The following is a 21,395-nucleotide window of genomic DNA, read 5'->3' as shown; positions in this document are numbered from 1 at the left end:
GCTCCGGGTTTGATTGTTTCAATCCGGGAACGCCAGATGCTCGACCACGTTTCGATTACCGTCTCCGACATTGCCGCCGCGGAAAAATTCTACGACGCGATCATGCACGCGCTCGGCATCGTCAAGGTCGGACGGCGCGACGACTGGCTCGGCTACGGCGAACGCTCACGCGCGTCGTATCCGGATCGGGTATACATTTCGATCCGCAAGGGCGCGAAGCCGGACGACGCGCCGGGCCGCCACTGGTGCTTCAAGGCAAAGTGGCAGACGCAGGTCGATGCGTTCTGGGACGCGGGCATCGCCGCAGGCGGCAGCGACGAGGGCGCACCTGGCCTGCGCAGCTATCACACATCTTACTATGCCGCCTTCCTGCGTGATCCCGATGGCAACCGGATCGAAGCGGTGTGTCACGCGGCCGTGTGAATGGATCGGATCTTATCTTTCGTCATTGCGAGGAGCGAAGCGACGAAGCAATCCAGCTTTCCGGGTCAAGAGTGGATTGCTTCGCTTCGCTCGCAATGACGAAGTGCCTTTCCTTTGATGGATGCTTATTCTCTTGGCTAAGACACTCTCATTGCCATGCTAATAACGCATGGCGTGCGCCGATTGCAGCCTTCGCAGCGCCAACAACCGGACAATCGCGCCGCCGCGCTTTCGTCACCGCTTCGCCGTTTGCAGCGAAGTTCGTCACCGTGTCGCCTTATGGGGGAAACGGCTTGCTGAGGAAGCGCGAGCCCTTCAATCCGTAACGCCACGGCAGCCCCACTGCCTTGGTGATCCCGATGCGGATGCCGCTGACGATCTCCGGCTTGTGCCTGCGCGCGTAGATCGCGATCGGTGGCGCATCGAGCGGCAGCGTGTTGTGTTTGATGTTCACGCCCATCGCCTCGCACAGTTTGCCGGGGCCGGTGCAGAGCGAACGCTCGTCGTGCAGTCCGCGCCGCCGCCGCATCGCCGGGATGCCGTGAGTCGGTTCGAGCGCGCGGATCAGCACCGCGCTGGCCGAACCTTCCTTCTCGCACACGAAATTCATGCACCAGTGGATGCCATAAGAACGGTAGACGTAGAGATAGCCGGGCGGGCCGAACATCACCATGTTGCGCGGGGTCGGTCCGTTGAAAGAGTGCGCAGCCGGTTCAGTGTGGTGATAGGCCTCGACCTCGGTGACGATCCCGCCGACGCCATCCACCAGCAGCGTCGCGCCGATCAGGCCGGGGGCGACCTCATGGACGCTGCGCGCGAAGAACTTCTTCGTCAGCAGGCGGCCAAGAGGACGGCCAAGGGAGGGCGGGGAACGGAGTTCAGGCATTTATGGGCAGGGGATGAGCGCGCGAAGCCGTGCGGACCGGGATGGAAACGTGATATTCATTCCAGAGTATCACCATCCCCGCGGCTTGCACCAAGGGATCAGCAGGCTTAGGTAAGTTACAGGAAATCTCGGACTTTTCATGGTCACTCTGATCGATACGGTGTCACCCAATCAGGTGCGCCCGCGGCATCCGGAGAAGGTCAACCGGCCGGACGCGAAGTCACCGGCCAAGCCGGACTGGATTCGCGTCCGTGCGCCGACCTCGCGCGGCTATGCCAACACCCGCAACATCGTGAAAGAGAACGGCCTCGTTACTGTGTGCGAGGAAGCGGGCTGTCCGAACATCGGCGAGTGCTGGGACAAGAAGCACGCGACCTTTATGATCATGGGTGACACCTGCACCCGCGCCTGTGCCTTCTGCAACGTGAAGACGGGGCTGCCGAATGCGCTCGATGCGTCGGAGCCGGAGCATGTCGCGCTGGCCGTGCAGAAGCTCGGCCTGCACCATGTTGTGATTACGTCGGTCGACCGCGACGATCTCGCCGATGGCGGCGCTGATCACTTCGCCAAGACCATCCGCGCCATTCGTGCGAGTTGCCCGACCACGACCATTGAAATCCTCACCCCGGACTTCCTGCGCAAGGACGGGGCGCTGGAGCAGGTGGTGGCGGCGAAGCCCGATGTGTTCAACCACAACCTTGAAACCGTGCCGTCGCGCTATCTCACGGTGCGGCCCGGCGCGCGTTATTTCCATTCGATCCGGCTGCTGCAGCGGGTCAAGGAAATGGACCCGACCATTTTCACCAAGTCCGGCATCATGGTCGGCCTTGGCGAGGAACGCCACGAAGTGCTGCAGGTGATGGACGACCTGCGTTCGGCGGACGTGGATTTCCTCACCATCGGCCAGTATCTGCAGCCGAGCCTCAAGCATCATGCGGTGATGCGCTATGTGACGCCTGATGAGTTCGGCGGCTACGAGAAGGTCGCCTATACCAAGGGCTTTCTGATGGTGTCGGCAAGCCCCCTGACGCGCTCATCGCATCACGCCGGCGAGGATTTCGCCAAGCTGCAGGCAGCGCGCGCGGCGGCGAACCGCTAACGTCGGATGCCGCAGTTCTCCAACAAGCGCCGTGTCGGTCACAGCGCCGACAAGATGTTCGACCTCGTTGCGGATGTCGAGCGCTATCCTGAATTCGTGCCAATGTGCCAGGCCCTGAAAGTCCGTCAGCGCACGCAGAAGCCGGACGGGAGCGAAGTCATTGTCGCCGACATGACCGTTTCGTTTCAGGTGGTGCGTGAAACCTTCACCAGCCGTGTCACGCTGGACAGGCCGAACCTAAAAATCCTTGTCGAGTATCTGCAGGGGCCGTTCAGCAAACTGGAAAACCGCTGGACCTTCGAGGCGAAATCGGAGAACTCCTGCGATGTCGGCTTCTTCATCGCCTACGAGTTCAAGAGTCGGATGCTCGCGGTGCTGATGGGCGCGATGTTCGACGCCGCTTTCCAGCGCTTCGCCGCGGCGTTCGAGAAACGCGCGGATGCGGTCTATGGGCCGCCGCGCGTGGGCGCTTCTTGATCGGCGGCTGCGGTCCGCGCGCCATCTCGGTCAGCATCTTCAGCGCCTCGATCACCGACTGCTCGCGCACGTTGTTGCGCCCGACCGCGCCGAAGCGACATTCCTTGTGGGTGATGCGGCCATCGCGCCCGGCGACGGCGAGATGAACCAGCCCTACAGGCTTGCCCGGCGTTGCGCCGCCGGGACCGGCAATGCCGGTGATCGACACCGCGAGATCGACATCGGCGTGTTCAAGTGCGCCGAACGCCATTGCGGTCGCGGTTTCCTTGCTCACCGCGCCGAAGGTTTCGAGCGTGGAGGTCTCGACGCCGAGCATCGCGTGCTTGGCGTCGTTGGAATAGGTGACGAAGCCGCGATCGACCACGTCCGACGACCCAGGGATTTCGGTGAGCGCAGCAGCGACAAGTCCGCCGGTGCAGGACTCCGCCGTTGCAATGGTCAGCTTACGCATCCGGCACAGATCCAGCAACGAGCGGGAGAGGGCACGGATGGTGCTGGCGGTCATGCGGCTGGTCCGGTCAGGGTGTCATCCCAGGGCAGGCGGATCGTTGCGGCAGCAGTCGCCGCGATGCCTTCCTGGCGTCCCGTAAAGCCGAGGCGTTCGCTGGTGGTCGCTTTCACGGCAATTCTTGACTGAGGAAGTGCGGTGATCTCGGCGATCTTGGCGCGCATCGCATCGCGCAGCGGGCCGATCTTCGGTGCCTCGCAGATCATGGTGACTTCGAGATTGGCGATGCGGCCGCCGCGCTGATGCACAAGGCTGACGGCGTGTTTGAGGAACTGGTCGGACGCCGCGCCCTTCCACTTCGGATCGCTCGGCGGGAAGTGTGAACCGATGTCGCCGTCCGCCAGTGCGCCGAGAATTGCATCGACGATCGCATGCAGGCCGACGTCGCCATCGGAATGCGCTAGGAAGCCTTTGGTGAACGGCACGCGCACGCCGCACAGCATCAGGTGATCGCCGTCCGTCAGCGCATGCACGTCATAGCCGGTGCCGGTGCGGATATCGCCCAGCATCGCACCGAGGCGCGCTTCCTCGCGTGCAAAGTCTTCGGGAGTGGTCAGCTTCATGTTCGCAACATCGCCTTCAAACGTCGTCACCGTCAATCCCGCCCATTCAGCAATCGCGGCATCGTCGGTGAAATCATCGCGGCCTTCGCGCGCCGCGCGGCGATGCGCTTCGAGAATGGCGTCGAACCGGAATGCCTGCGGCGTTTGCGCGATCCTCAGGGCCGCACGATCCGGCGTCGCGGTGATCGCGCCCGATCCATCAACCACCTTGATAGTATCGGTTACGGGGACCACGGGAATCGCTGCGCCGGTGATCAGCGCGGAATCGATCGCGCGCGAGATCACCTCGCCAGTGACAAAGGCGCGGGCGGCATCGTGGATCAGGACGATGTCCGGTGCATGAGATGCCAGCGCTTCGAGCCCGGCGCGGACAGACGCCTGCCGGGTCGCCCCGCCATTGACCGGCGTCTGATAGGTCAGGTGTGATACCGCCTGATCGAAAATATCGGTATCGTCGGGGTTGCGAACCGGCTGGACGGCAAACACGTCAGGATGGGTGCAAAACGGCTCCATCGCTCGCGCGAGGACCGTTTTTCCCCCGATTGACCGGTATTGCTTGGGACCTCCGGCCCCGGCGCGAAGTCCGCGGCCGGCGGCAACGACAATGGCGGCAGTCCGTTTTGGTGTTGGCATAGGCGGTAACGACAAGTCCGGACGAGTGAATTGGCCACGATATTGGCGGTTTGGGTGCTGCCCTTACCACATTCGGGCCGGGAACAGCATAAATCCGCAACCCTGTGAAGAATTTGGAAGAATTGTTGCATCGCACTTGCAAGCTGTGGACAATTGGCTAAACTGTAGGCATGGTTCTTTGGTGCTTAGAAATTGAGCTATGCGCTCCCCGCAATGACGCGGGGACTGTCAGAAAGCGAAATAAGGGTGATTAAGCCTCCGGCCCGCCAAGACACAATTACGATTGGCGATATCGAGATCGCCAATCGCGTGCTGCTTGCGCCGATGTCCGGTATTACCGACGCACCGTTCCGGCGCATGACCGCCGAACTGGGCGCCGGTCTCGTTGTTTCCGAAATGACGGCCAGCGATGATCTGGCCCGTGGCCGCCCGATGTCCGTGCTGCGCTGTGAGGCCACCGGTATCGGCCCGCATGTAGTTCAGCTTGCTGGCTGCGAGACCCACTGGATGGCCGAGGGCGCGCGAATTGCTGAAGGCGGCGGCGCCGACATTATCGACATCAACATGGGATGCCCGGCGCGTCATGTGACCGGCGGCCAATCCGGCTCCGCGCTGATGCGCGATCTCGATCACGCCTTGCGGCTGATCGACGCCACGGTGTCGGCAGTCAATGTCCCTGTGACATTAAAAATGCGTCTCGGCTGGGACGATAACTCCCTCAATGCGCCCGAGCTTGCGCGCCGTGCGGAAGAGGCGGGCGTGAAAATGATCACAGTTCACGGCCGCACGCGCTGCCAGTTCTACAAGGGAAGCGCGAGTTGGGCTGCCATTCGTCCGGTCAAGGATGCGGTGAGGGTGCCTGTGGTAGTCAATGGCGACATCACCTCGTTCGAGCAAGCGACAACGGCGCTTGAGGAATCGGGCGCGGACGCCGTGATGATCGGGCGCGGTGCACAGGGACAGCCCTGGCTGCCCGGACAGATCGCGCGGCGACTTGCAGGCGGCGAGATCGAGCCGGAACCTGAACTCGGCACCCAACTGAATCACGTCTGCGATCTCTACGATCATGTCGTGGAGCATTACGGATCGCGTGTCGGCACGCGTCACGCTCGCAAGCATCTCGGCTGGGCTCTCGATGTTGCGGCGAAGGGCAGCGCGGCCTCCGCCGAAACACTCAAGCGCTGGCGGCAGGTCATTCTGACCGCGACCGAGCCAGCACAGGTACGCCGTTCGCTGCACGATGCCTTCGGTGAATTTTCCTGGAGCGCCGCCGCATGAGCAATGTCGCCGAAAAGCGCACGCCACAGCTCGCCAACAGCGATGCGATGATGAACGCGCTGCCCAACCCGGTGATGCTGATTGCGCCGGACGGCAAGATTCTCGATGCGAACATCGCCGCCGAATCCTTCTTCGAGACATCCATCCCGCATCTGCGGCGGCAAATGCTGCGCGAACTGGTGCCGTTCGGCAGCCCGTTGCTGGCGCTGATTGATCAGGTGCGCCGGACCAATGCCGCTGTGAACGAGTACAAGGTCGATCTCGGCACGCCGCGGATCGGCGGCGATCGGCAAGTTGACCTTCACGTCGCGCCGCTTGGTGAACATCCGGGCCATATTGTTGTGATGCTTCAGGAGCGCTCGATCGCCGACAAGATGGACCGGCAGTTGACCCATCGCAGCGCCGCGCGATCGGTGACGGCGCTGGCCGCCATGCTGGCGCATGAGATCAAGAATCCGCTGTCGGGTATTCGCGGCGCGGCACAGTTGCTTGAACAGGCTGCCTCTCCGGAAGATCGCACACTCACCCGGCTCATTTGCGATGAAGCGGATCGCATCGTCACCCTTGTCGATCGCATGGAAGTATTCGGTGACGAGCGGCCCGTGGCGCGCGGGCCGGTCAATATCCATTCGGTGTTCGATCATGTGAAGCGGCTCGCGCAGTCCGGCTTTGCGCGTAACGTCAAGTTCATCGAGGAATACGATCCCTCGCTGCCGCCGGTCCTTGCCAATCAGGACCAACTGATTCAGGTATTCCTCAATCTGGTGAAGAATGCCGCCGAGGCCGTGGGTGATCTTGGCACCGATGCGGAGATTCATCTCACTACGGCGTTTCGCCCGGGTGTGCGTCTCTCCATTCCGGGCAAGAAATCGCGGGTGTCGCTGCCGCTCGAGTTTTGCGTGAAGGATAACGGTCCGGGTGTTCCGGACGATCTTCTGCCGAATCTGTTCGATCCGTTTGTGACGACAAAGCCGACGGGAAGCGGCCTCGGTCTCGCGCTTGTCGCCAAGATCGTCAACGATCACGGCGGCATCATCGAATGTGAATCGCAGCCGCGGAAGACGACATTCCGCGTGCTGTTGCCGATGTTCAATCCAGCCCAGAACCACAGCAACGGCGACGCGCGCCCGGGAACGCCGTCGCCTGCCTCACAGAATGCAGATGAGGAATAACAATGCCCGCAGGTAGTATACTTGTCGCTGACGACGACACAGCCATCCGCACCGTACTCAATCAGGCGCTGTCACGCGCCGGATACGAGGTGCGTCTGACCGGGAACGCCGCCACGCTGTGGCGCTGGGTCAGCCAAGGCGAGGGTGATCTGGTCATCACCGACGTTGTCATGCCGGACGAGAACGCCTTCGATCTGCTGCCGCGGATCAAGAAGATGCGTCCAAATCTCCCGGTCATCGTTATGAGCGCGCAGAATACGTTCATGACGGCCATTCGCGCGTCGGAGCGGGGCGCCTACGAGTATTTGCCCAAGCCGTTCGACCTCAAGGAGCTGATCGCCATCGTCGGCCGGGCGTTGTCGGAGCCGAAGGAACGGCCAGCCGCGTCCAAGGACGACGGTGAGTTCGATTCCATTCCGCTGGTCGGCCGCTCACCGGCGATGCAGGAAATCTACCGCGTGCTTGCGCGGCTGATGCAGACCGACCTGACGGTGATGATTTCCGGCGAGTCCGGGACCGGCAAGGAACTGGTTGCGCGCGCGCTTCATGATTACGGCAAGCGGCGCAACGGCCCGTTCGTCGCCGTCAACATGGCTGCGATTCCACGCGACCTGATCGAATCGGAACTGTTCGGCCACGAACGAGGTGCTTTTACCGGCGCGAATGCCCGCGCGACCGGGCGCTTCGAGCAGGCCGAAGGCGGCACGCTGTTCCTCGACGAAATCGGTGACATGCCGATGGAGGCACAGACCCGTCTTCTGCGCGTCTTGCAGCAAGGTGAGTACACCACTGTCGGCGGCCGTACCCCGATCAAGACGGATGTGCGCATCGTGGCGGCGTCGAACAAGGATCTGCGCATTCTGATCCAGCAGGGCCTGTTCCGCGAGGACCTGTTCTTCCGCCTCAACGTGGTGCCGCTGCGGCTGCCGCCACTGCGCGAGCGCATTGAAGACTTGCCCGATCTGATCCGGCATTTCTTCGCTCTGGCAGAGAAGGACGGCTTGCCGCCCAAGAAGCTCGACGCACAGGCGCTCGAACGGCTCAAGCAGCATCGCTGGCCCGGCAACGTTCGCGAATTGGAGAACCTCGCGCGCCGTCTTGCTGCGCTTTATCCGCAGGATGTCATCACCGGCTCGGTGATCGAAGGCGAACTGGCGCCGCCTGCCGTTGTGTCCGGCGGCAGCATGCCGCAGAGCGTCGACAATCTCGGCGGCGCGGTGGAGATGTATCTCGCCTCCCACTTCGCCGGGTTTCCGAATGGCTTGCCGCCGCCAGGCCTTTATCATCGCATCCTGAAGGAAATCGAGATTCCGCTTCTCACCGCGGCGCTGGCGGCCAACCGCGGCAACCAGATCAGGGCTGCGGACTTGCTTGGCTTGAACAGGAACACGCTGCGCAAGAAGATCCGTGACCTCGACATCCAGGTCTACCGCAGCGGCAGCTAGAACCGGATTCCGGGACCGTGCCGCGCCACCGAATGTGGGACTTGGCTGCGCAGCACTGCCGACGCCCTTTCCGGTAGAGAACCCGTAGAAGGTGTGGCTTTGCCGTCCAATGCGCCAAGGAATTGTCGCAATTGGGCAACATTGTGATATGAATGCATCACTGGATGCGGCCGTCGCCGCTGTCCCGCACACAATTGGCCTGACACGATCCCCGCATGAGCGCAGCAGAGGCGTCGGCCCAGTCGCTTGAACCGTCCATCGCCGAGCCGGCCAGCAGGCCTTGGCATCGGCTGCTGGCTCCGTTTGCCGTCGCTCTCGCGCTGTTTTCGGCTTTTCTGACCTTTGTGGTGTTGACCGGGCTGACCCCGATCGCGCCGACCCACCAGGTCGTGGTCACCTTCCTTCTAATTAATGGCGCGACGATCCTGGTGCTGCTGGCGATTATCGCCCGTGAGCTCTGGCAGGTGATTCAGGCCCGCCGCCGGGGGCGGGCCGCGGCACGGCTCCACGTCCAGATCGTCAGCCTGTTTTCGGTGATCGCCGTGCTGCCGGCGGTGCTGGTGTCGATTGTGGCCAACGTCACGCTGGATCGCGGTCTCGACCGCCTGTTCTCGGTGCGTACCCGCGCGGTGATCGAGAATTCGCTCATCGTGGCCAACGCCTATGTCTACGAGCATGCCCAGCTCATTCGCGGCGACATCATCGGGATGGCGAACGACATTGCGCGGGCGCGGCCGCTCTATGATCAGGACCGCCAGACATTTCGTAACCTTCTGACTTCAAGCGCGACCTCGCGAAATCTTCCCGGCGCCATGATCATCGACAAGGATCGCCATATCCTTGAAACCGCGGCGACGGGCATTCGTCAGGATTTCCAGACACCCGCGCCGGATTTTCTCAAGAATGTCGCGGAAGACGAGCCGCAGATCGGTGTGTTCATCGAGCAGAACTATGTCGCGGCTGTCATTCGCCTGCGCGCATTTCAGGATACGTTTCTCTACGTCGCACGCCTGCTGGATCCGCGCGTTGTCGCGCAGTTGCAGCAGACGCAGGCCAGCGTGAAGGAATATGCCGAACTTGAATCTCGCCGCCTCGGAATTCAGGTCGCCTTCGCGTTGATGTTCACGGTGATCGCGCTGACCGTGTTGATGTCGTCGGTGCTGATCGGACTTAACTTCGCCAACTGGCTTGTTACGCCGATCCGGCGGCTTATGAGCGCGGCCAATCTGGTCTCCACCGGCGATCTTCACGTTCAGGTGCCGGTCAACAAATCGGAAGGTGACCTCGCCAGCCTCGGCGAAACATTCAACAAGATGACGCAGGAGTTGCGGACCCAGCGCGACGATCTGGTCAATGCAAGCGGGCTGATCGACAGCCGCAGGCGATTCATCGAAGCGGTGCTCTCATCCGCCAGCGCCGGCATTATCGGTGTGGACGGCGAGGGCAAGATCGCGGTTCTCAACCGTTCGGCGGAAAAGCTGATTGGCCATTCGGAATCGGAAGTCCTGGGCAAGCCGCTGTCCGAGATCGTTCCGGAGTTGAACGAACTGATGGCGACGGCGCGCGGCAGCGCGCAGCGCTTGTTGCAGGGGCAGATCGAGATCAGCCGCGACAGCATAGAGCGCCAGCTTTCGGTGCGGGTCAGTTCCGAACAGACCGGCCAGTCCAACGAAAGCTACATCATTACGCTGGACGACATCACAGAGCTTGTAACAGCGCAACGGACCTCGGCATGGGCGGATGTGGCGCGCCGTATCGCGCACGAGATCAAGAATCCGCTGACGCCGATTCAATTGTCCGCCGAACGTATCCGCCGCAAGTTCGGCAAGGTCATTACGGAAGACCGTCCGGTGTTCGACCAGTGCACGGATACGATCATCCGCCAGGTCGACGACATTCGCCGGATGGTTGATGAGTTCTCCAAATTCGCGCGCATGCCGAAACCTGTGATCGAGGGCGAAGATGTCGCCGACACCGTTCGTCAGACCGTGTTCCTTATGCGCGTCGGTTATCCCGATATCGACATTAACGTCGATATCAAGCAGGAGCCGATGCATGCGAAGTTCGACCGTCGTCTGATTTCGCAAGGCTTGACGAACATCATCAAGAACGCAACCGAGGCCATTGCCGCGGTTCCTGCCGGCGAGATCGAACGCGGACACATTGATGTTATCGCGGCGCGCGAGAACGACGATATCCTCATTGATATTGTGGACAATGGAATCGGCCTGCCAAAAGAAAGCCGCGCGCGCCTGCTTGAGCCATATGTGACTACGCGCGAGAAGGGCACAGGCCTTGGACTCGCCATTGTCGGCCGTGTTCTCGAAGATCACGGAGGACGTATCGAACTGAACGACGCATCCGCCCTTCGCCCCGGTGCGCGGGGAGCATGGGTGAGAATGCGCTTCTCTGTCTTCGGCAAGGCGAATGATGCCAGCACCGAAGAAGCCAGCGAAACAAAAACAGAAGCCGTAACCGGCAGTTGACAGAACGGGCGTGATTTATGGCCAACGATATTCTGATCGTCGATGACGAAGCCGATATTCGGGACCTCGTTGCAGGTATTCTCGAGGACGAGGGATTCAAGACACGCACCGCGCGCGACAGCGACAGCGCGCTTGCGGAGATTGCGGGCCGCCGCCCAAATCTGATCTTCCTCGACATCTGGCTTCAGGGCAGCAAGCTGGACGGGCTGCAACTGCTGGAGCAGATCAAGCTCGAGCATCCCGAGGTGCCGATCGTCATGATTTCGGGGCATGGCAATATCGAAACGGCGGTCGCTGCAATCAAGCGCGGCGCCTATGATTTCATCGAGAAGCCTTTCAAGGCGGACCGGCTTATCCTTGTGGCGAACCGCGCTCTGGAAACCTCGCGGCTGAAACGTGAGGTGCGTGAACTCAAGCAGCATGCGCCGTCATCCGCCACGCTGGTCGGCAAGTCGCCCTGCATGAACCAGTTGCGCCAGACCATTGATCGCGCCGCCAAGGCCAACAGCCGCATCATGATCGTCGGCCCTTCAGGAGGCGGCAAGGAACTTGTCGCACGCACACTCCATGCGATGTCGAGCCGCGCGGATGGACCGTTTGTGGTCATCAATGCCGCGGCGATCACGCCGGAACGGATGGAAGTCGAACTGTTCGGCGTCGAATTGTCCGACGGCGAGACCGGCCGCAAACCGGGCGCGCTGGAAGAGGCGCACGGCGGTACGCTGTTTATCGACGAGATCGCGGACATGCCGCGGGAAACCCAGAACCGCATTCTGCGCGTTCTGGTGGATCAGACGTTCCAGCGGGCAGGCGGCACCACCAAGGTCAGTGTCGATGTGCGTATCGTGTCCTCGACGGCGCGCAATCTTGAAGCCGAGATCGCCGAAGGCAAGTTCCGTGAGGATCTCTACCATCGCCTGTCCGTCGTGCCGATCCGCGTTCCTCCCTTGTCCGAGCGCCGTGAGGATATTCCTGATCTGGTTGAATACTTCATGGATCAGATTTCGTCCGCGACGGGCCTGCCTAAACGGCGGATCGGCGAAGACGCGATGGCGGTCCTGCAATCGCACGTCTGGCCGGGTAACGTCCGGCAACTGCGCAACAACGTCGAGCGCGTCATGATTCTGGCGGGCGGCGATCCCGATGCCGCCATTACAGCGGACATGCTGCCGCAGGATGTCGGCTCGATGATCCCCGCGATGCCTACGGGCAATAATGGCGAGCACATCATGGGCCTGCCGCTGCGCGAGGCGCGCGAGGTGTTCGAGCGCGACTACCTGATCGCGCAGATCAGCCGCTTCTCCGGCAATATCTCGCGCACCGCCGAGTTCGTCGGCATGGAGCGGTCGGCACTACATCGCAAGCTCAAGGCGTTGGGGGTCGGATAACTTCATGTCCCGCATCGCCTATGTGAACGGCCAGTACCGCGACATGCGGGACGCCACCGTCAATATCGAGGACCGCGGTTATCAGTTCTCCGACGGCGTTTACGAAGTCTGCGAGATCAGGAATGGCAAGGTTGTCGACATGCCGCGCCACCTGGCGCGGTTGCAGCGCTCGTTGCGCGAATTGCGGATCGACATGCCAATGCCGCTGACCTCGCTGGAGGTCGTAATCCACGAAACCGTTCGGCGAAACCGCGTCAATTACGGGATCGTCTATCTGCAGGTCACGCGCGGTGTCGCGCGTCGCGATCATGCCTTTCCGGTCAATCCGGTGAAGCCCGCACTGGTGGTGACGGCGCGCGGCCTGAATTTTCAGAAGAACCAGGACACGGCATCGAAGGGTATTGGCGTTATCACCATTCCCGAGAACCGCTGGCCGCGTGTCGACATCAAGTCCGTGTCGTTATTGCCGAACGTGCTGGCGAAACAGCAGGCGCGTGAGAACAACGCCTATGAGGCATGGTTCGTCGATCACGACGGCCATGTCACCGAGGGTTCATCAAGCAATGCCTGGATTGTCACCCGGGACGGCAAGGTCGTGACGCGGTCGGCGGAGAGCGGCATTCTCGCCGGCATCACGCGCGCGGTGCTGACGGAAGTTCTTGCCTCGCTGCAGATCAAGTTCGAGGAGCGCCCCTTTACGCCGGCGGAAGCCTATGAGGCCGCCGAGGCGTTTGTCACCGCGTCCAGCCAGATCGTGATGCCCGTGGTCCGGGTCGATGGCCGCGACATCGGAAATGGCAAGCCTGGGCCTATTGCCTTGCGATTGCGGGAAGAATTCCACCGGTTTTCAGCATTTTCATAAGTTTTTCCGTCGTTTGGCGGCTTAACGGGTTACCGTGGTCTTGCCTAACAACCGGACGTGCCCTTTAATCGTCTTTGCAGCACCCGGAGGGGGATCTCAGGGACGCCGGCAGCCAGACCACGCTCCGAAGAGGGCAGGCTGGCCCAAAAACAAGAATGCGGGATAAGAAAATGGCGGCAGACCGCGCACAAAACCTACAAGACACGTTTCTCAATCACGTTCGCAAAACCAAAACGCCACTGACGATCTTTCTGGTCAATGGAGTGAAGCTGCAGGGGATTGTCACCTGGTTCGACAATTTCTGCCTGCTGCTTCGGCGCGATGGTCACTCGCAGCTTGTCTACAAGCATGCGATCTCGACGATCATGCCGGGCGCTCCGATCCAGTTGTTCGAGGGCGGCGAGGATTCGCCAGCTTGAGACTGAACTAATTTGGAACCCCGAGACTTTAGCGGGGACGCTGACCGTCCAAGGTCGGCGAGGGGCGATACAGGGCGGGTGCTGGTCATCGGCCCTTACAGGCGCGTGCGGCGGGGCGACCCGGACGCGCCATCGATGTCCCATGGAATACGTAATCCGGAGGCGCGGCTTGAGGAAGCCGCCGGTCTCGCGCGCGCTATCGACCTGACGGTCGCGGAAGCCGTGATCGCTCCCCTGAGCGACATCCGTCCGGCAACCTATCTCGGCAAGGGCAAGGTCGAGGAGATGCTTGGCCTGATCAAGGCTAATGACGTCGATCTGGTGGTGATGGACTGCGCGCTGTCGCCGGTTCAGCAGCGCAATCTGGAGAAGGAATGGAAGGCGAAGGTGCTGGACCGCACCGGCCTGATTCTGGAAATCTTCGGCCGCCGGGCCAAGACCCGCGAAGGCACGCTACAGGTTGAACTCGCGCATCTGAATTACCAGCGCAGCCGCCTCGTCCGGTCATGGACGCATCTGGAGCGTCAGCGCGGTGGCTTCGGCTTCATGGGCGGCCCCGGCGAAACCCAGATCGAAGCCGACCGCCGCATGATCAGCGAGCGCATCTCGAAAATCGAATCTGAACTCAAAAAGGTGCAGGCGACCCGGCGTCTGCATCGCGCCGGGCGTCAGCGGGTGCCGTACCGTGTTGTTGCGCTCGTCGGCTATACCAACGCCGGCAAGTCGACGCTGTTCAACCGCCTGACGCGCGCCGATGTGCAGGCCGCCGACATGCTGTTCGCGACGCTCGATCCTACATTGCGGGCGCTGACACTGCCGCATGGCGGCAAGGCGATGTTGTCGGATACCGTCGGCTTCATCTCGGATTTGCCTACCATGCTGGTCGCCGCTTTCCGCGCAACGCTGGAAGAGGTGATTGAAGCCGATGTCATTCTGCATGTCCGCGACATCTCGCATGAGGACGCGGAAGCCCAGCAGCACGACGTGGAAGGCGTGCTGCGCCAGCTCGGCATCGACCTGGATGGCGGACAGCGCATTCTGGAAGTCTGGAACAAGATCGACCGTTTCGATGAAGACGGCCGCGCGAACCTGATGAACATCGCCGCGCGCAGGCCGCCGGAACGGCCGTGTTTTCCGGTGTCAGCCGAAACCGGCGAGGGTCTCGACGCGCTACTCGCTGCCATCGAGGATCGGCTCGCCGCGACGCGTGTTACGCTGGATTTGACCATCGACCCGTCCGACGGCGCGGGCATTAGCTGGCTGCACCGCAACGCCGAGGTCCTCGACAAGCATCTGGAGAATGGCCGGTTTGCCATGACCGTTCGTGTCGATATCTCGAAGCGTGATATCACAATTGCGAAATTCGGCGCTGTTCCGAGTGTGCAGTGAGCCTGCCGCCAGCACGGGGCTTGTCCGCAAGCCCGCCGCGGCTATTCATCCGACCAATGGCGGCAGCGCATTTCAATGCGACGTTCATCATCCAGACGGGCGTGTGACCATAATGGTTGAAGTCGTGCCACTCATCCAGAGGAGCGGCCTGTTAGCCGCGTCTCGAAGGATGAGGGTTAGATGGCGCTCATGGTTCGAGACGGCGCAACAACGCCTCTTCACCATGAGGATAGGAATTGGAGCGAAGCTATCTGGTCTTCGCCTCATTCCACAGCGCATCCATTTCGGCGAGCGTCGCCTGCTCGAGCGATGAGCCGCGTGCGGCGAGGGTGCGTTCGATATAGGCAAAGCGCCGCTCGAACTTCGCGTTGGTGGCGCGCAGAGCCATTTCGGGATCGGCCTTGGCATGACGCGCCAGATTGACCACGGCGAACAACAGGTCGCCGGTTTCTTCGGAGATGTGGGCGTCATTGCCGCTGTCCAGTGCGGCCTCGATCTCGTCGGCTTCCTCGCGGATTTTCGCCAAGACCGCGCGCGGATCGTTCCAGTCGAAGCCGACGGTCGATGCGGTGCGTTGCAGGTCCATCGCCCGCGCAAGCGCCGGCTGACTCTTCTTCACGCTGTCGAGCAATCCGGGATTTACTTTCACCGGCTCGCCGCGGCGGGCGGCGCGTTCTGCTTTTTCCTCCGCCTTGATCCGGCCCCATAGGCCCTTCACTTCGTCTGGCGTCATGCGTCCGGCCCGCTCACCGAACACATGCGGGTGACGCCGGATCATCTTGGTATTGATTGCCTCGGCGACGTCGTCGAATGCGAACGCGCCTTGTTCCTCCGCCATGCGCGCATGAAACACCACCTGCAACAGCAGATCGCCCAGTTCCTCCTTCAGGTCATCGAGATCGTTACGCGCAATAGCGTCGGCAACCTCATAGGCCTCCTCGATTGTGTAGGGCGCGATGGTCGTAAACGTCTGTTCCAGATCCCACGGGCATCCTGTTTTGGGCGTGCGCAGCGCGGCCATAATGTCGATAAGTTTGAGAATTTCGGCAGAAGAGGGCATGGCGCACCGCAAGTTGAACAGATTGGGTCTTCTATGCCGGAACGCCGGCCCTCAGACAATTGGCGGCGCGTTATTCGGGTGCTAAGTGCAGTCCCATGACAGAATTGGGTCCGAACAACGCAGCTTTGGTGCTTTTCTCCGGCGGACAGGATTCCGCGACCTGCCTGGCATGGGCACTGTCGCGTTTCGAGCGCGTTGAAACTATCGGATTTTCCTACGGCCAGCGCCATGCCATCGAACTCGACAGCCGCGGAAAGCTGATCGCGGGTATGACAGCGCTGCGGCCCGAATGGGCGGCGAGGCTTGGCGACAGTCATACGCTGGATATTCCGACCCTTGGCGACGTTTCGGAAACCGCGCTGACCCGCGAAACCGCGATCGAAATGAACGACGATGGCCTGCCCAATACTTTCGTGCCGGGCCGCAATCTGGTGTTTCTGACGTTCGCGGCAGCGTTGGCGTATCGGCGCGGCATCACGCACATCGTCGGCGGTATGTGCGAGACGGATTTCTCCGGCTATCCCGATTGTCGCGACGACACCATCAAGGCGCTCAACGTCGCGCTCAATCTCGGCATGGCGCGTCCGTTCGAGTTGCACACGCCGCTGATGTGGCTCGACAAGTCCGAAACGTGGGCGCTTGCGGAAACGCTCGGAGGCAGGGGACTCGTTGACTTGATCGTCGAGCACTCCCACACCTGCTATCTCGGCGAGCGCGGGGCACGTCACGATTGGGGCTACGGATGTGGCGAATGTCCTGCCTGCAGTCTGCGCGCCAGGGGCTGGGTGGCCTACGCGGCGAAAGCCAAGATTGAAGCGCGATGACACTTGGCAGCCGCCTTCGTGCCGAAGGCTTTCTGTTTCTGACCGGCTACATCGCTTGCATTCCAGTCGCGAACTGGCTGATCCAGCACTTTGGCACCGCGTGTCCGCCGGATGGCCCGTGTCTGATCCCGGTTGCCCCCGGCCTGATGGCGCCGAGTGGTGTCCTGATGGCCGGACTTGCCCTGGTGCTGCGCGATCTCGTGCAGAGGCGCCTTGGGGTCACTTACGGCCTAGTTGCGATCGGGGCAGGCACGCTGCTTTCAGCGGCGCTTGCGCCCGCGCCGCTGTTGATCGCCTCGGCGGTTGCGTTCCTGCTGTCGGAACTTGCCGACTTTGCCGTCTACACTCCGTTGCAGAAGCGCGGACTCGTGCTGGCTGTCGCGGCGAGCAGCCTGGTCGGATTGATCGCGGACTCGCTGCTGTTCCTCTGGCTTGCCTTCGGCAGCCTGCAATTCCTCGCAGGCCAGATCGTGGGCAAGGCCATCATGGTGTTATTGACGCTGCCCGCGATCCGCTGGCTGCGGAACAGAGAACAACGGCTTGGCGCGGCTTGATTTCAGCGCCCCTTGAAATCCGCGGGGCGCTTTTCAAGAAACGATGCAAGGCCTTCACGGAAATCCTGCGTCCGCATCAGCGGAAGCAGTTGCAGGAAAACGTGATGCACATGATCGTTGAAGGTCTCGGACAATCCGACGCGCATCATGCGCTTGGCTGACTGAACCGCCAGCGGCGCATTGGCTGCGATCTCCGCTGCCAGCGCACGGGCGCGGGGCATCAATTCGGCGTCCGGGACAACATGATTGGTCAAGCCCATTTCAAGGCTTTCCTGCGCCGACAGGGTGCGTCCCGTGAAGATGATCTCGGCAGCCTTCGCCCAGCCCAGCATGCGCGGCAGAAACCATGTCCCGCCAGATTCCGGCACGATGCCGCGCTTGACGAACGCTGCGGCAAATTTCGCGCTTTCGGCCATGATGCGGATATCGCAGCCGAGCGCGGTGTCCATGCCGTAGCCTGCGGCCGCGCCATTGAGAGCGCAGATCGTCGGTTTCTCCATGTTGAACAGGATTGTCGGCGGCGCGGTTTTGAGGTCGAGCGTGGTGCGTGCACCGTCGGCGTCGCTCTGCGATCCGATCCCCGAGCCGCTGGCTGCACTCCCGACATCGAGTCCTGCGCAGAAGGCGCGTCCGGTTGCGGTGAGGATCACGACGCGCACCGCGGGATCGTTGTCAGCTTGCAAAAGCAGTTCGCCGAGTTGCGCAAGCATAGGCCGCGAGATGGTGTTCAATCGCTCCGGACGATTCAGCGTGATGGTCGCGATATTGCCATCGACCGCGTAAAGAACTTCAGATTCCGCAGAGCGAGATTCAGCGAGTGTTGCGGCCTTTGACATTTGCGTTTCCTCGTTTTTCTGCGCGCAGGTAAAATCAAAAGCCGCAAAGGCGCAAGCATTCGGCTTTGCGGGGCTGCCTTGCGTCCTATCCGTCAGCCGCATACGCTCTGCGCAAGGGAGAAACGCGATGATGAAGCTCAGGCCGAATTGCGAGTGCTGCGACAAGGACCTCCCGCCGGACAGCGCAGAAGCTGTGATCTGCACCTTCGAGTGCACGTTCTGCGCGGCCTGTGCCGATACGGTTTTTGGCGGAGCCTGTCCGAATTGCAGCGGAAACTTCGTCCCGCGTCCAATCAGGCCAGCCGCTATGCTCCGCAAATATCCGGCCTCTACCGAGCGGCATCTGCGCGCGCAACCGTGTCTCGCGAAGGCAGGTTGATGCAGCGCGATCAATCCTTGCGGTTGTCCGTGCGCGGATGTTGATGCCGCCACTCGCGCGGCGGCGTGAACGACCCGGTCCACAATCCGCGTCTTGCTGATCGCGCCTCGTCCTGCTGCGCACCGTAGACATGCGCGAGGCCCGACGTCACCGCCAATCCTTGCTGAACCATCCAGGCGTTGATGTCTGTCCCGTCGGGAAGAGTGCAAGTGGCGAGCGTCCGACCGTACTTGTCGATCGACTTCGGCTGGCACCTCAAGTCGTGTCCGCGCACCCGGCTGCGCAACCGAGCCGACGCCTGGCGGCCGCATGGCCACTCGCGGTCCTGTGCGTCGAGGCACATCTGCTCCAGTTCCGGCGCGTCGATGTCGATCAGGCGGATCCGCGTCCCGTTAATGGTCAGGGTATCGCCATCGGCCACGAAGGCCGTGCCGATCACCGGAGCTTCGGGGCTCTTGAACCAGCGCTCTGCCGCGTAAACGCCAAGCGAGCCGATCAGGACGATCAGGCCAACCGTCCAGCGGCGGGTGTCATGGCCGAAGGAGCGCGGACGGCGCTGGCCGGATTTCGGAATGGGCGGGAAGGTCATGGAGACATCACCCGGGGCGGTGTGGGGCGGAACGGCAAATCATCGCATCCCCCCGCCACGCCGTGCCCGAAAGTATTGCCGGAACTTCGGAGGGGAATCGCCACCCTTCAAACGGGCGTCGTCTCATTTTCATGCCCAACACGGAGGCGATGTCCTAATTCATTATTACGAACCCCGGAGGATGCACTCAAAACACAATTGTTTGGCTAAGCGTGACATTTTGAGCACATTGCTACGGGTACGCGGGTGTGTTCGGCCGGAGGCGCTCAAACCCCTATCATTGCTGGAAAAAACGCCATTCGCGATATTCGCGCACGGCCGTCTCAGCGAGATGAGGCATATCCAATCGACGGCGGGCCTCGGTTGCGAGCCTCACTGAATGGTGATAGTTCGGTTCCCGGGGTGGCTTATGTATATATTTCAATTATTTACAATACTGCTGGGCATTAGCATCGCGACCGCCGCACAGGCAGATCAGTTTTCGATCAACGACGCTATTAATCAGGCAGTGATTTCAAACCCGGGCGTCGGTGAGGCAACCGCTAACCGCCGCGCGACAGAATCCGAGATGCGCCAGAGCCAGGGCACGCTGCTTCCGCAGATCCGCCTTGAAGCCAGCGCCGGTCCGGAGTCTCTTCGCCGCTACGTTACCCCCACACCGATCGGCAACGGCGACTACATGAATGGCCGTCAGGCCTCGGTGGTCGTGCGCCAGTTGCTGTTCGATGGTTTTGCCAGCGTCAACGAAGTCTGGCGTCAGGCCGCTCGCGTCAATGCGGCGTCGCATCGCGTGCTCGAACGGACCGAACTGATCGGCCTCGACGCGGCCGAAGCCTATATCGACGTCACGCGCTACCTGCGCCTAGTTTCTCTCGCTGAGGAAAACATCAAAGTCCACTTCGAGGTGCGCAAGAATGTGCGCGCGCGCTTCCAGGGTGGCCGCGCGGGCGAGGGCGACCTGCAGCAGGCTGAAGAACGTGTCGCGGCTGCGGAAGCCATTCTCGCCGATTTCCGCACCCAGCTCGACGTCGCGCGTGCCAAGTATCGCAAGACGGTCGGACTTGAGCCCTACAACCTGCGCTTCCCCACGCGCCTTGGCGGTCTTCCTCATTCCAAGGAAGAGTCGCTGAACCTTGCCTATCGCTACAACCCAACCTTGCGCGCCGCGCAGGCCGATGTCGATGCGTCAAAGCATGCATTTGATGCGACCGCCGGCGCTTTCATGCCGACCGTATCGCTCGAAGGCCGGGCGCTGCGCGGTTCCGACTCCATCACGTATCCGGGCCAGCGCGACGAAGTCAGCGGCAAGGTTGTGGCGAGCTGGGATATTTTCAATGGCGGCCAGAATACCTGGCGCCGCAATGAAGCTGCCGAGCGCATGATCGAGCAGCAGAACCGCAATGCGCGGCTGCAGCGCGAGGCGCTCGAGTCCATCGACAAGGCCTGGGCCGCGCGGACGATCACCAATGATCGCGTTGCCGCGCTGGTCCGCGAAGTTGAAGCCGCTCGCAAGACCGTCGTTGCCTACAACAAGGAATACGATCTGGGTCAGCGCACCCTGATCGACCTGCTGAACTCGCAGAACCAGTACTTCAACGCGCTGGTTTCGCTGACATCGGCGCGGGGCATCACGGTGTTCGCCGACTATCAGTTGCTGGCCGCCATGGGGCAGATGCTGGCCTACCTGAAGACGGCGCCGCCGCCGGAGGCCGATCCGCTGGACACCAAGCCCTTTGCGGTTTTCCCGCTTCGCTTTGCGCCGATCCGTCTGAGCGCGCCGGAACCGGGACCCGAGCCGCTGAACGTAGCGGGGGTTCCCGTATGGGACTCGCCGTTCAATACCAATGTGAGCAATCCCGCTGTCGTGACCTTCAGTGACCGCTGGCAGACCTCGGATAACGGCACCCGTCCGGCCTACGGCACCTCTGCTTTGGGATTTGCAGCACCTGCGGCTCCGGCAGCCGATCCGTTCGGGGCCCGATGGACGGGAGTACCGCGCTGACGCGGCTTTTCCCGCACTAAACCTGGCGCAGCAGGTTTACCCTAAATCAAGCCATGTCCGCCCGTGACATCGAATTAACGGGCGGTCGGTGGCGTTTTGGAATAAATGTCGTTCAATTTTACC

At 61.7% G+C, this 21,395-nt stretch carries 20 protein-coding genes and 1 pseudogene; 15 read left to right on the top strand and 6 right to left on the bottom strand.

Annotation, left to right across the window (positions count from 1 at the left end; translation table 11 throughout):
* Positions 1-36: 36 nt before the first annotated feature.
* On the top strand, positions 37-423 hold the full coding sequence (locus HMPREF9696_RS04895; protein WP_002711851.1) for a VOC family protein: 387 nt from the start codon (positions 37-39) through the stop codon (positions 421-423).
* A gap of 277 nt (positions 424-700) precedes the next feature.
* Here the strand turns inward: HMPREF9696_RS04895 and HMPREF9696_RS04890 are convergent, their stop codons facing one another.
* Entirely contained in the window at positions 701-1,309 is a 609-nt protein-coding gene (locus HMPREF9696_RS04890; RefSeq protein WP_002711850.1) for a DNA-3-methyladenine glycosylase, read from the bottom strand.
* 139 nt (positions 1,310-1,448) lie between these two features.
* Between HMPREF9696_RS04890 and lipA the strand changes: the two genes are divergently transcribed.
* Positions 1,449-2,408, top strand: coding sequence for a lipoyl synthase (lipA, locus tag HMPREF9696_RS04885; RefSeq protein ID WP_002711849.1), 960 nt, complete (start codon positions 1,449-1,451; stop codon positions 2,406-2,408).
* A 6-nt stretch (positions 2,409-2,414) separates the two neighbouring features.
* Positions 2,415-2,885 (top strand): type II toxin-antitoxin system RatA family toxin, encoded by a 471-nt coding sequence (locus HMPREF9696_RS04880; RefSeq protein WP_002711848.1) that lies wholly within the window; start codon positions 2,415-2,417, stop codon positions 2,883-2,885.
* Between the two features lie 34 nt (positions 2,886-2,919).
* Here HMPREF9696_RS04880 and HMPREF9696_RS21195 read toward each other — a convergent pair.
* Together HMPREF9696_RS21195 and HMPREF9696_RS04875 are read right to left on the bottom strand one after the other, a co-directional pair.
* Positions 2,920-3,390 (bottom strand): annotated as a pseudogene (locus HMPREF9696_RS21195) (CinA family protein); the annotation flags it as partial.
* A complete protein-coding gene (locus tag HMPREF9696_RS04875; protein WP_081602384.1) occupies positions 3,387-4,589 on the bottom strand; it encodes a bifunctional 2-C-methyl-D-erythritol 4-phosphate cytidylyltransferase/2-C-methyl-D-erythritol 2,4-cyclodiphosphate synthase in 1,203 nt (400 codons plus the stop codon). The pseudogene HMPREF9696_RS21195 and the gene HMPREF9696_RS04875, both read right to left, overlap by 4 nt.
* Before the next feature lie 213 nt (positions 4,590-4,802).
* On the opposite strand from HMPREF9696_RS04875, the gene dusB reads away from it, so the two are divergent.
* The 8 genes from dusB to hflX all read left to right on the top strand — a co-directional run bounded on the left by dusB (position 4,803) and on the right by hflX (position 15,028).
* A complete protein-coding gene (dusB, locus tag HMPREF9696_RS04870) occupies positions 4,803-5,867 on the top strand; it encodes a tRNA dihydrouridine synthase DusB (protein ID WP_002711845.1) in 1,065 nt (354 codons plus the stop codon).
* Entirely contained in the window at positions 5,864-7,039 is a 1,176-nt protein-coding gene (locus tag HMPREF9696_RS04865) for a two-component system sensor histidine kinase NtrB (RefSeq protein ID WP_002711844.1), read from the top strand. The genes dusB and HMPREF9696_RS04865 overlap by 4 nt, the downstream gene beginning before the upstream one ends.
* Before the next feature lie 2 nt (positions 7,040-7,041).
* Positions 7,042-8,484 (top strand): nitrogen regulation protein NR(I), encoded by a 1,443-nt coding sequence (gene ntrC, locus HMPREF9696_RS04860; RefSeq protein ID WP_002711843.1) that lies wholly within the window; start codon positions 7,042-7,044, stop codon positions 8,482-8,484.
* Positions 8,485-8,699: 215 nt separating this feature from the next.
* Positions 8,700-10,970, top strand: coding sequence for a sensor histidine kinase NtrY-like (locus HMPREF9696_RS04855; RefSeq protein WP_002711842.1), 2,271 nt, complete (start codon positions 8,700-8,702; stop codon positions 10,968-10,970).
* Between the two features lie 17 nt (positions 10,971-10,987).
* Positions 10,988-12,358 (top strand): nitrogen assimilation response regulator NtrX, encoded by a 1,371-nt coding sequence (gene ntrX / locus HMPREF9696_RS04850; RefSeq protein ID WP_002711841.1) that lies wholly within the window; start codon positions 10,988-10,990, stop codon positions 12,356-12,358.
* Between the two features lie 4 nt (positions 12,359-12,362).
* Complete coding sequence (locus tag HMPREF9696_RS04845) at positions 12,363-13,220, top strand: D-amino-acid transaminase (RefSeq protein WP_002711840.1); 858 nt, start codon at positions 12,363-12,365, stop codon at positions 13,218-13,220.
* Positions 13,221-13,390: 170 nt separating this feature from the next.
* Positions 13,391-13,639, top strand: coding sequence for an RNA chaperone Hfq (hfq, locus tag HMPREF9696_RS04840; protein WP_002711839.1), 249 nt, complete (start codon positions 13,391-13,393; stop codon positions 13,637-13,639).
* A 12-nt stretch (positions 13,640-13,651) separates the two neighbouring features.
* Positions 13,652-15,028 (top strand): GTPase HflX, encoded by a 1,377-nt coding sequence (gene hflX / locus HMPREF9696_RS04835; RefSeq protein ID WP_040301172.1) that lies wholly within the window; start codon positions 13,652-13,654, stop codon positions 15,026-15,028.
* Between the two features lie 247 nt (positions 15,029-15,275).
* Here hflX and mazG read toward each other — a convergent pair whose 3' ends face one another.
* Positions 15,276-16,088, bottom strand: coding sequence for a nucleoside triphosphate pyrophosphohydrolase (mazG, locus tag HMPREF9696_RS04830; RefSeq protein ID WP_002711837.1), 813 nt, complete (start codon positions 16,086-16,088; stop codon positions 15,276-15,278).
* A gap of 95 nt (positions 16,089-16,183) precedes the next feature.
* Here mazG and queC point away from each other — a divergent pair, with 95 nt between their 5' ends.
* Entirely contained in the window at positions 16,184-16,912 is a 729-nt protein-coding gene (queC, locus tag HMPREF9696_RS04825; RefSeq protein ID WP_002711836.1) for a 7-cyano-7-deazaguanine synthase QueC, read from the top strand.
* Positions 16,909-17,466, top strand: a complete 558-nt coding sequence (locus tag HMPREF9696_RS04820; protein WP_002711835.1) for a VUT family protein — start codon at positions 16,909-16,911, stop codon at positions 17,464-17,466. Before queC ends, HMPREF9696_RS04820 begins: the two co-directional genes overlap by 4 nt.
* Positions 17,467-17,468: 2 nt before the next feature.
* Here HMPREF9696_RS04820 and HMPREF9696_RS04815 read toward each other — a convergent pair whose 3' ends face one another.
* The gene (locus HMPREF9696_RS04815) at positions 17,469-18,302 is read right to left on the bottom strand and encodes an enoyl-CoA hydratase/isomerase family protein (RefSeq protein WP_002711834.1); all 834 of its coding nucleotides are present in this window, start codon (positions 18,300-18,302) and stop codon (positions 17,469-17,471) included.
* 127 nt (positions 18,303-18,429) lie between these two features.
* Here HMPREF9696_RS04815 and HMPREF9696_RS21190 point away from each other — a divergent pair, with 127 nt between their 5' ends.
* Entirely contained in the window at positions 18,430-18,681 is a 252-nt protein-coding gene (locus tag HMPREF9696_RS21190; RefSeq protein WP_002711833.1) for a DUF1272 domain-containing protein, read from the top strand.
* A gap of 10 nt (positions 18,682-18,691) precedes the next feature.
* Here the strand turns inward: HMPREF9696_RS21190 and HMPREF9696_RS04810 are convergent, their stop codons facing one another.
* Positions 18,692-19,270, bottom strand: a complete 579-nt coding sequence (locus HMPREF9696_RS04810) for a thermonuclease family protein (RefSeq protein ID WP_002711832.1) — start codon at positions 19,268-19,270, stop codon at positions 18,692-18,694.
* 379 nt (positions 19,271-19,649) lie between these two features.
* Between HMPREF9696_RS04810 and HMPREF9696_RS04805 the strand changes: the two genes are divergently transcribed.
* Positions 19,650-21,272, top strand: a complete 1,623-nt coding sequence (locus HMPREF9696_RS04805; RefSeq protein ID WP_002711831.1) for a TolC family outer membrane protein — start codon at positions 19,650-19,652, stop codon at positions 21,270-21,272.
* Positions 21,273-21,395 lie beyond the last annotated feature (123 nt).

Source organism: Afipia clevelandensis ATCC 49720 (assembly GCF_000336555.1).
Classification (GTDB): domain Bacteria; phylum Pseudomonadota; class Alphaproteobacteria; order Rhizobiales; family Xanthobacteraceae; genus Afipia; species Afipia clevelandensis.
Note: the sequence above shows the minus strand (reverse complement) of the source record. Positions and strands in the feature narration are given on the sequence as shown.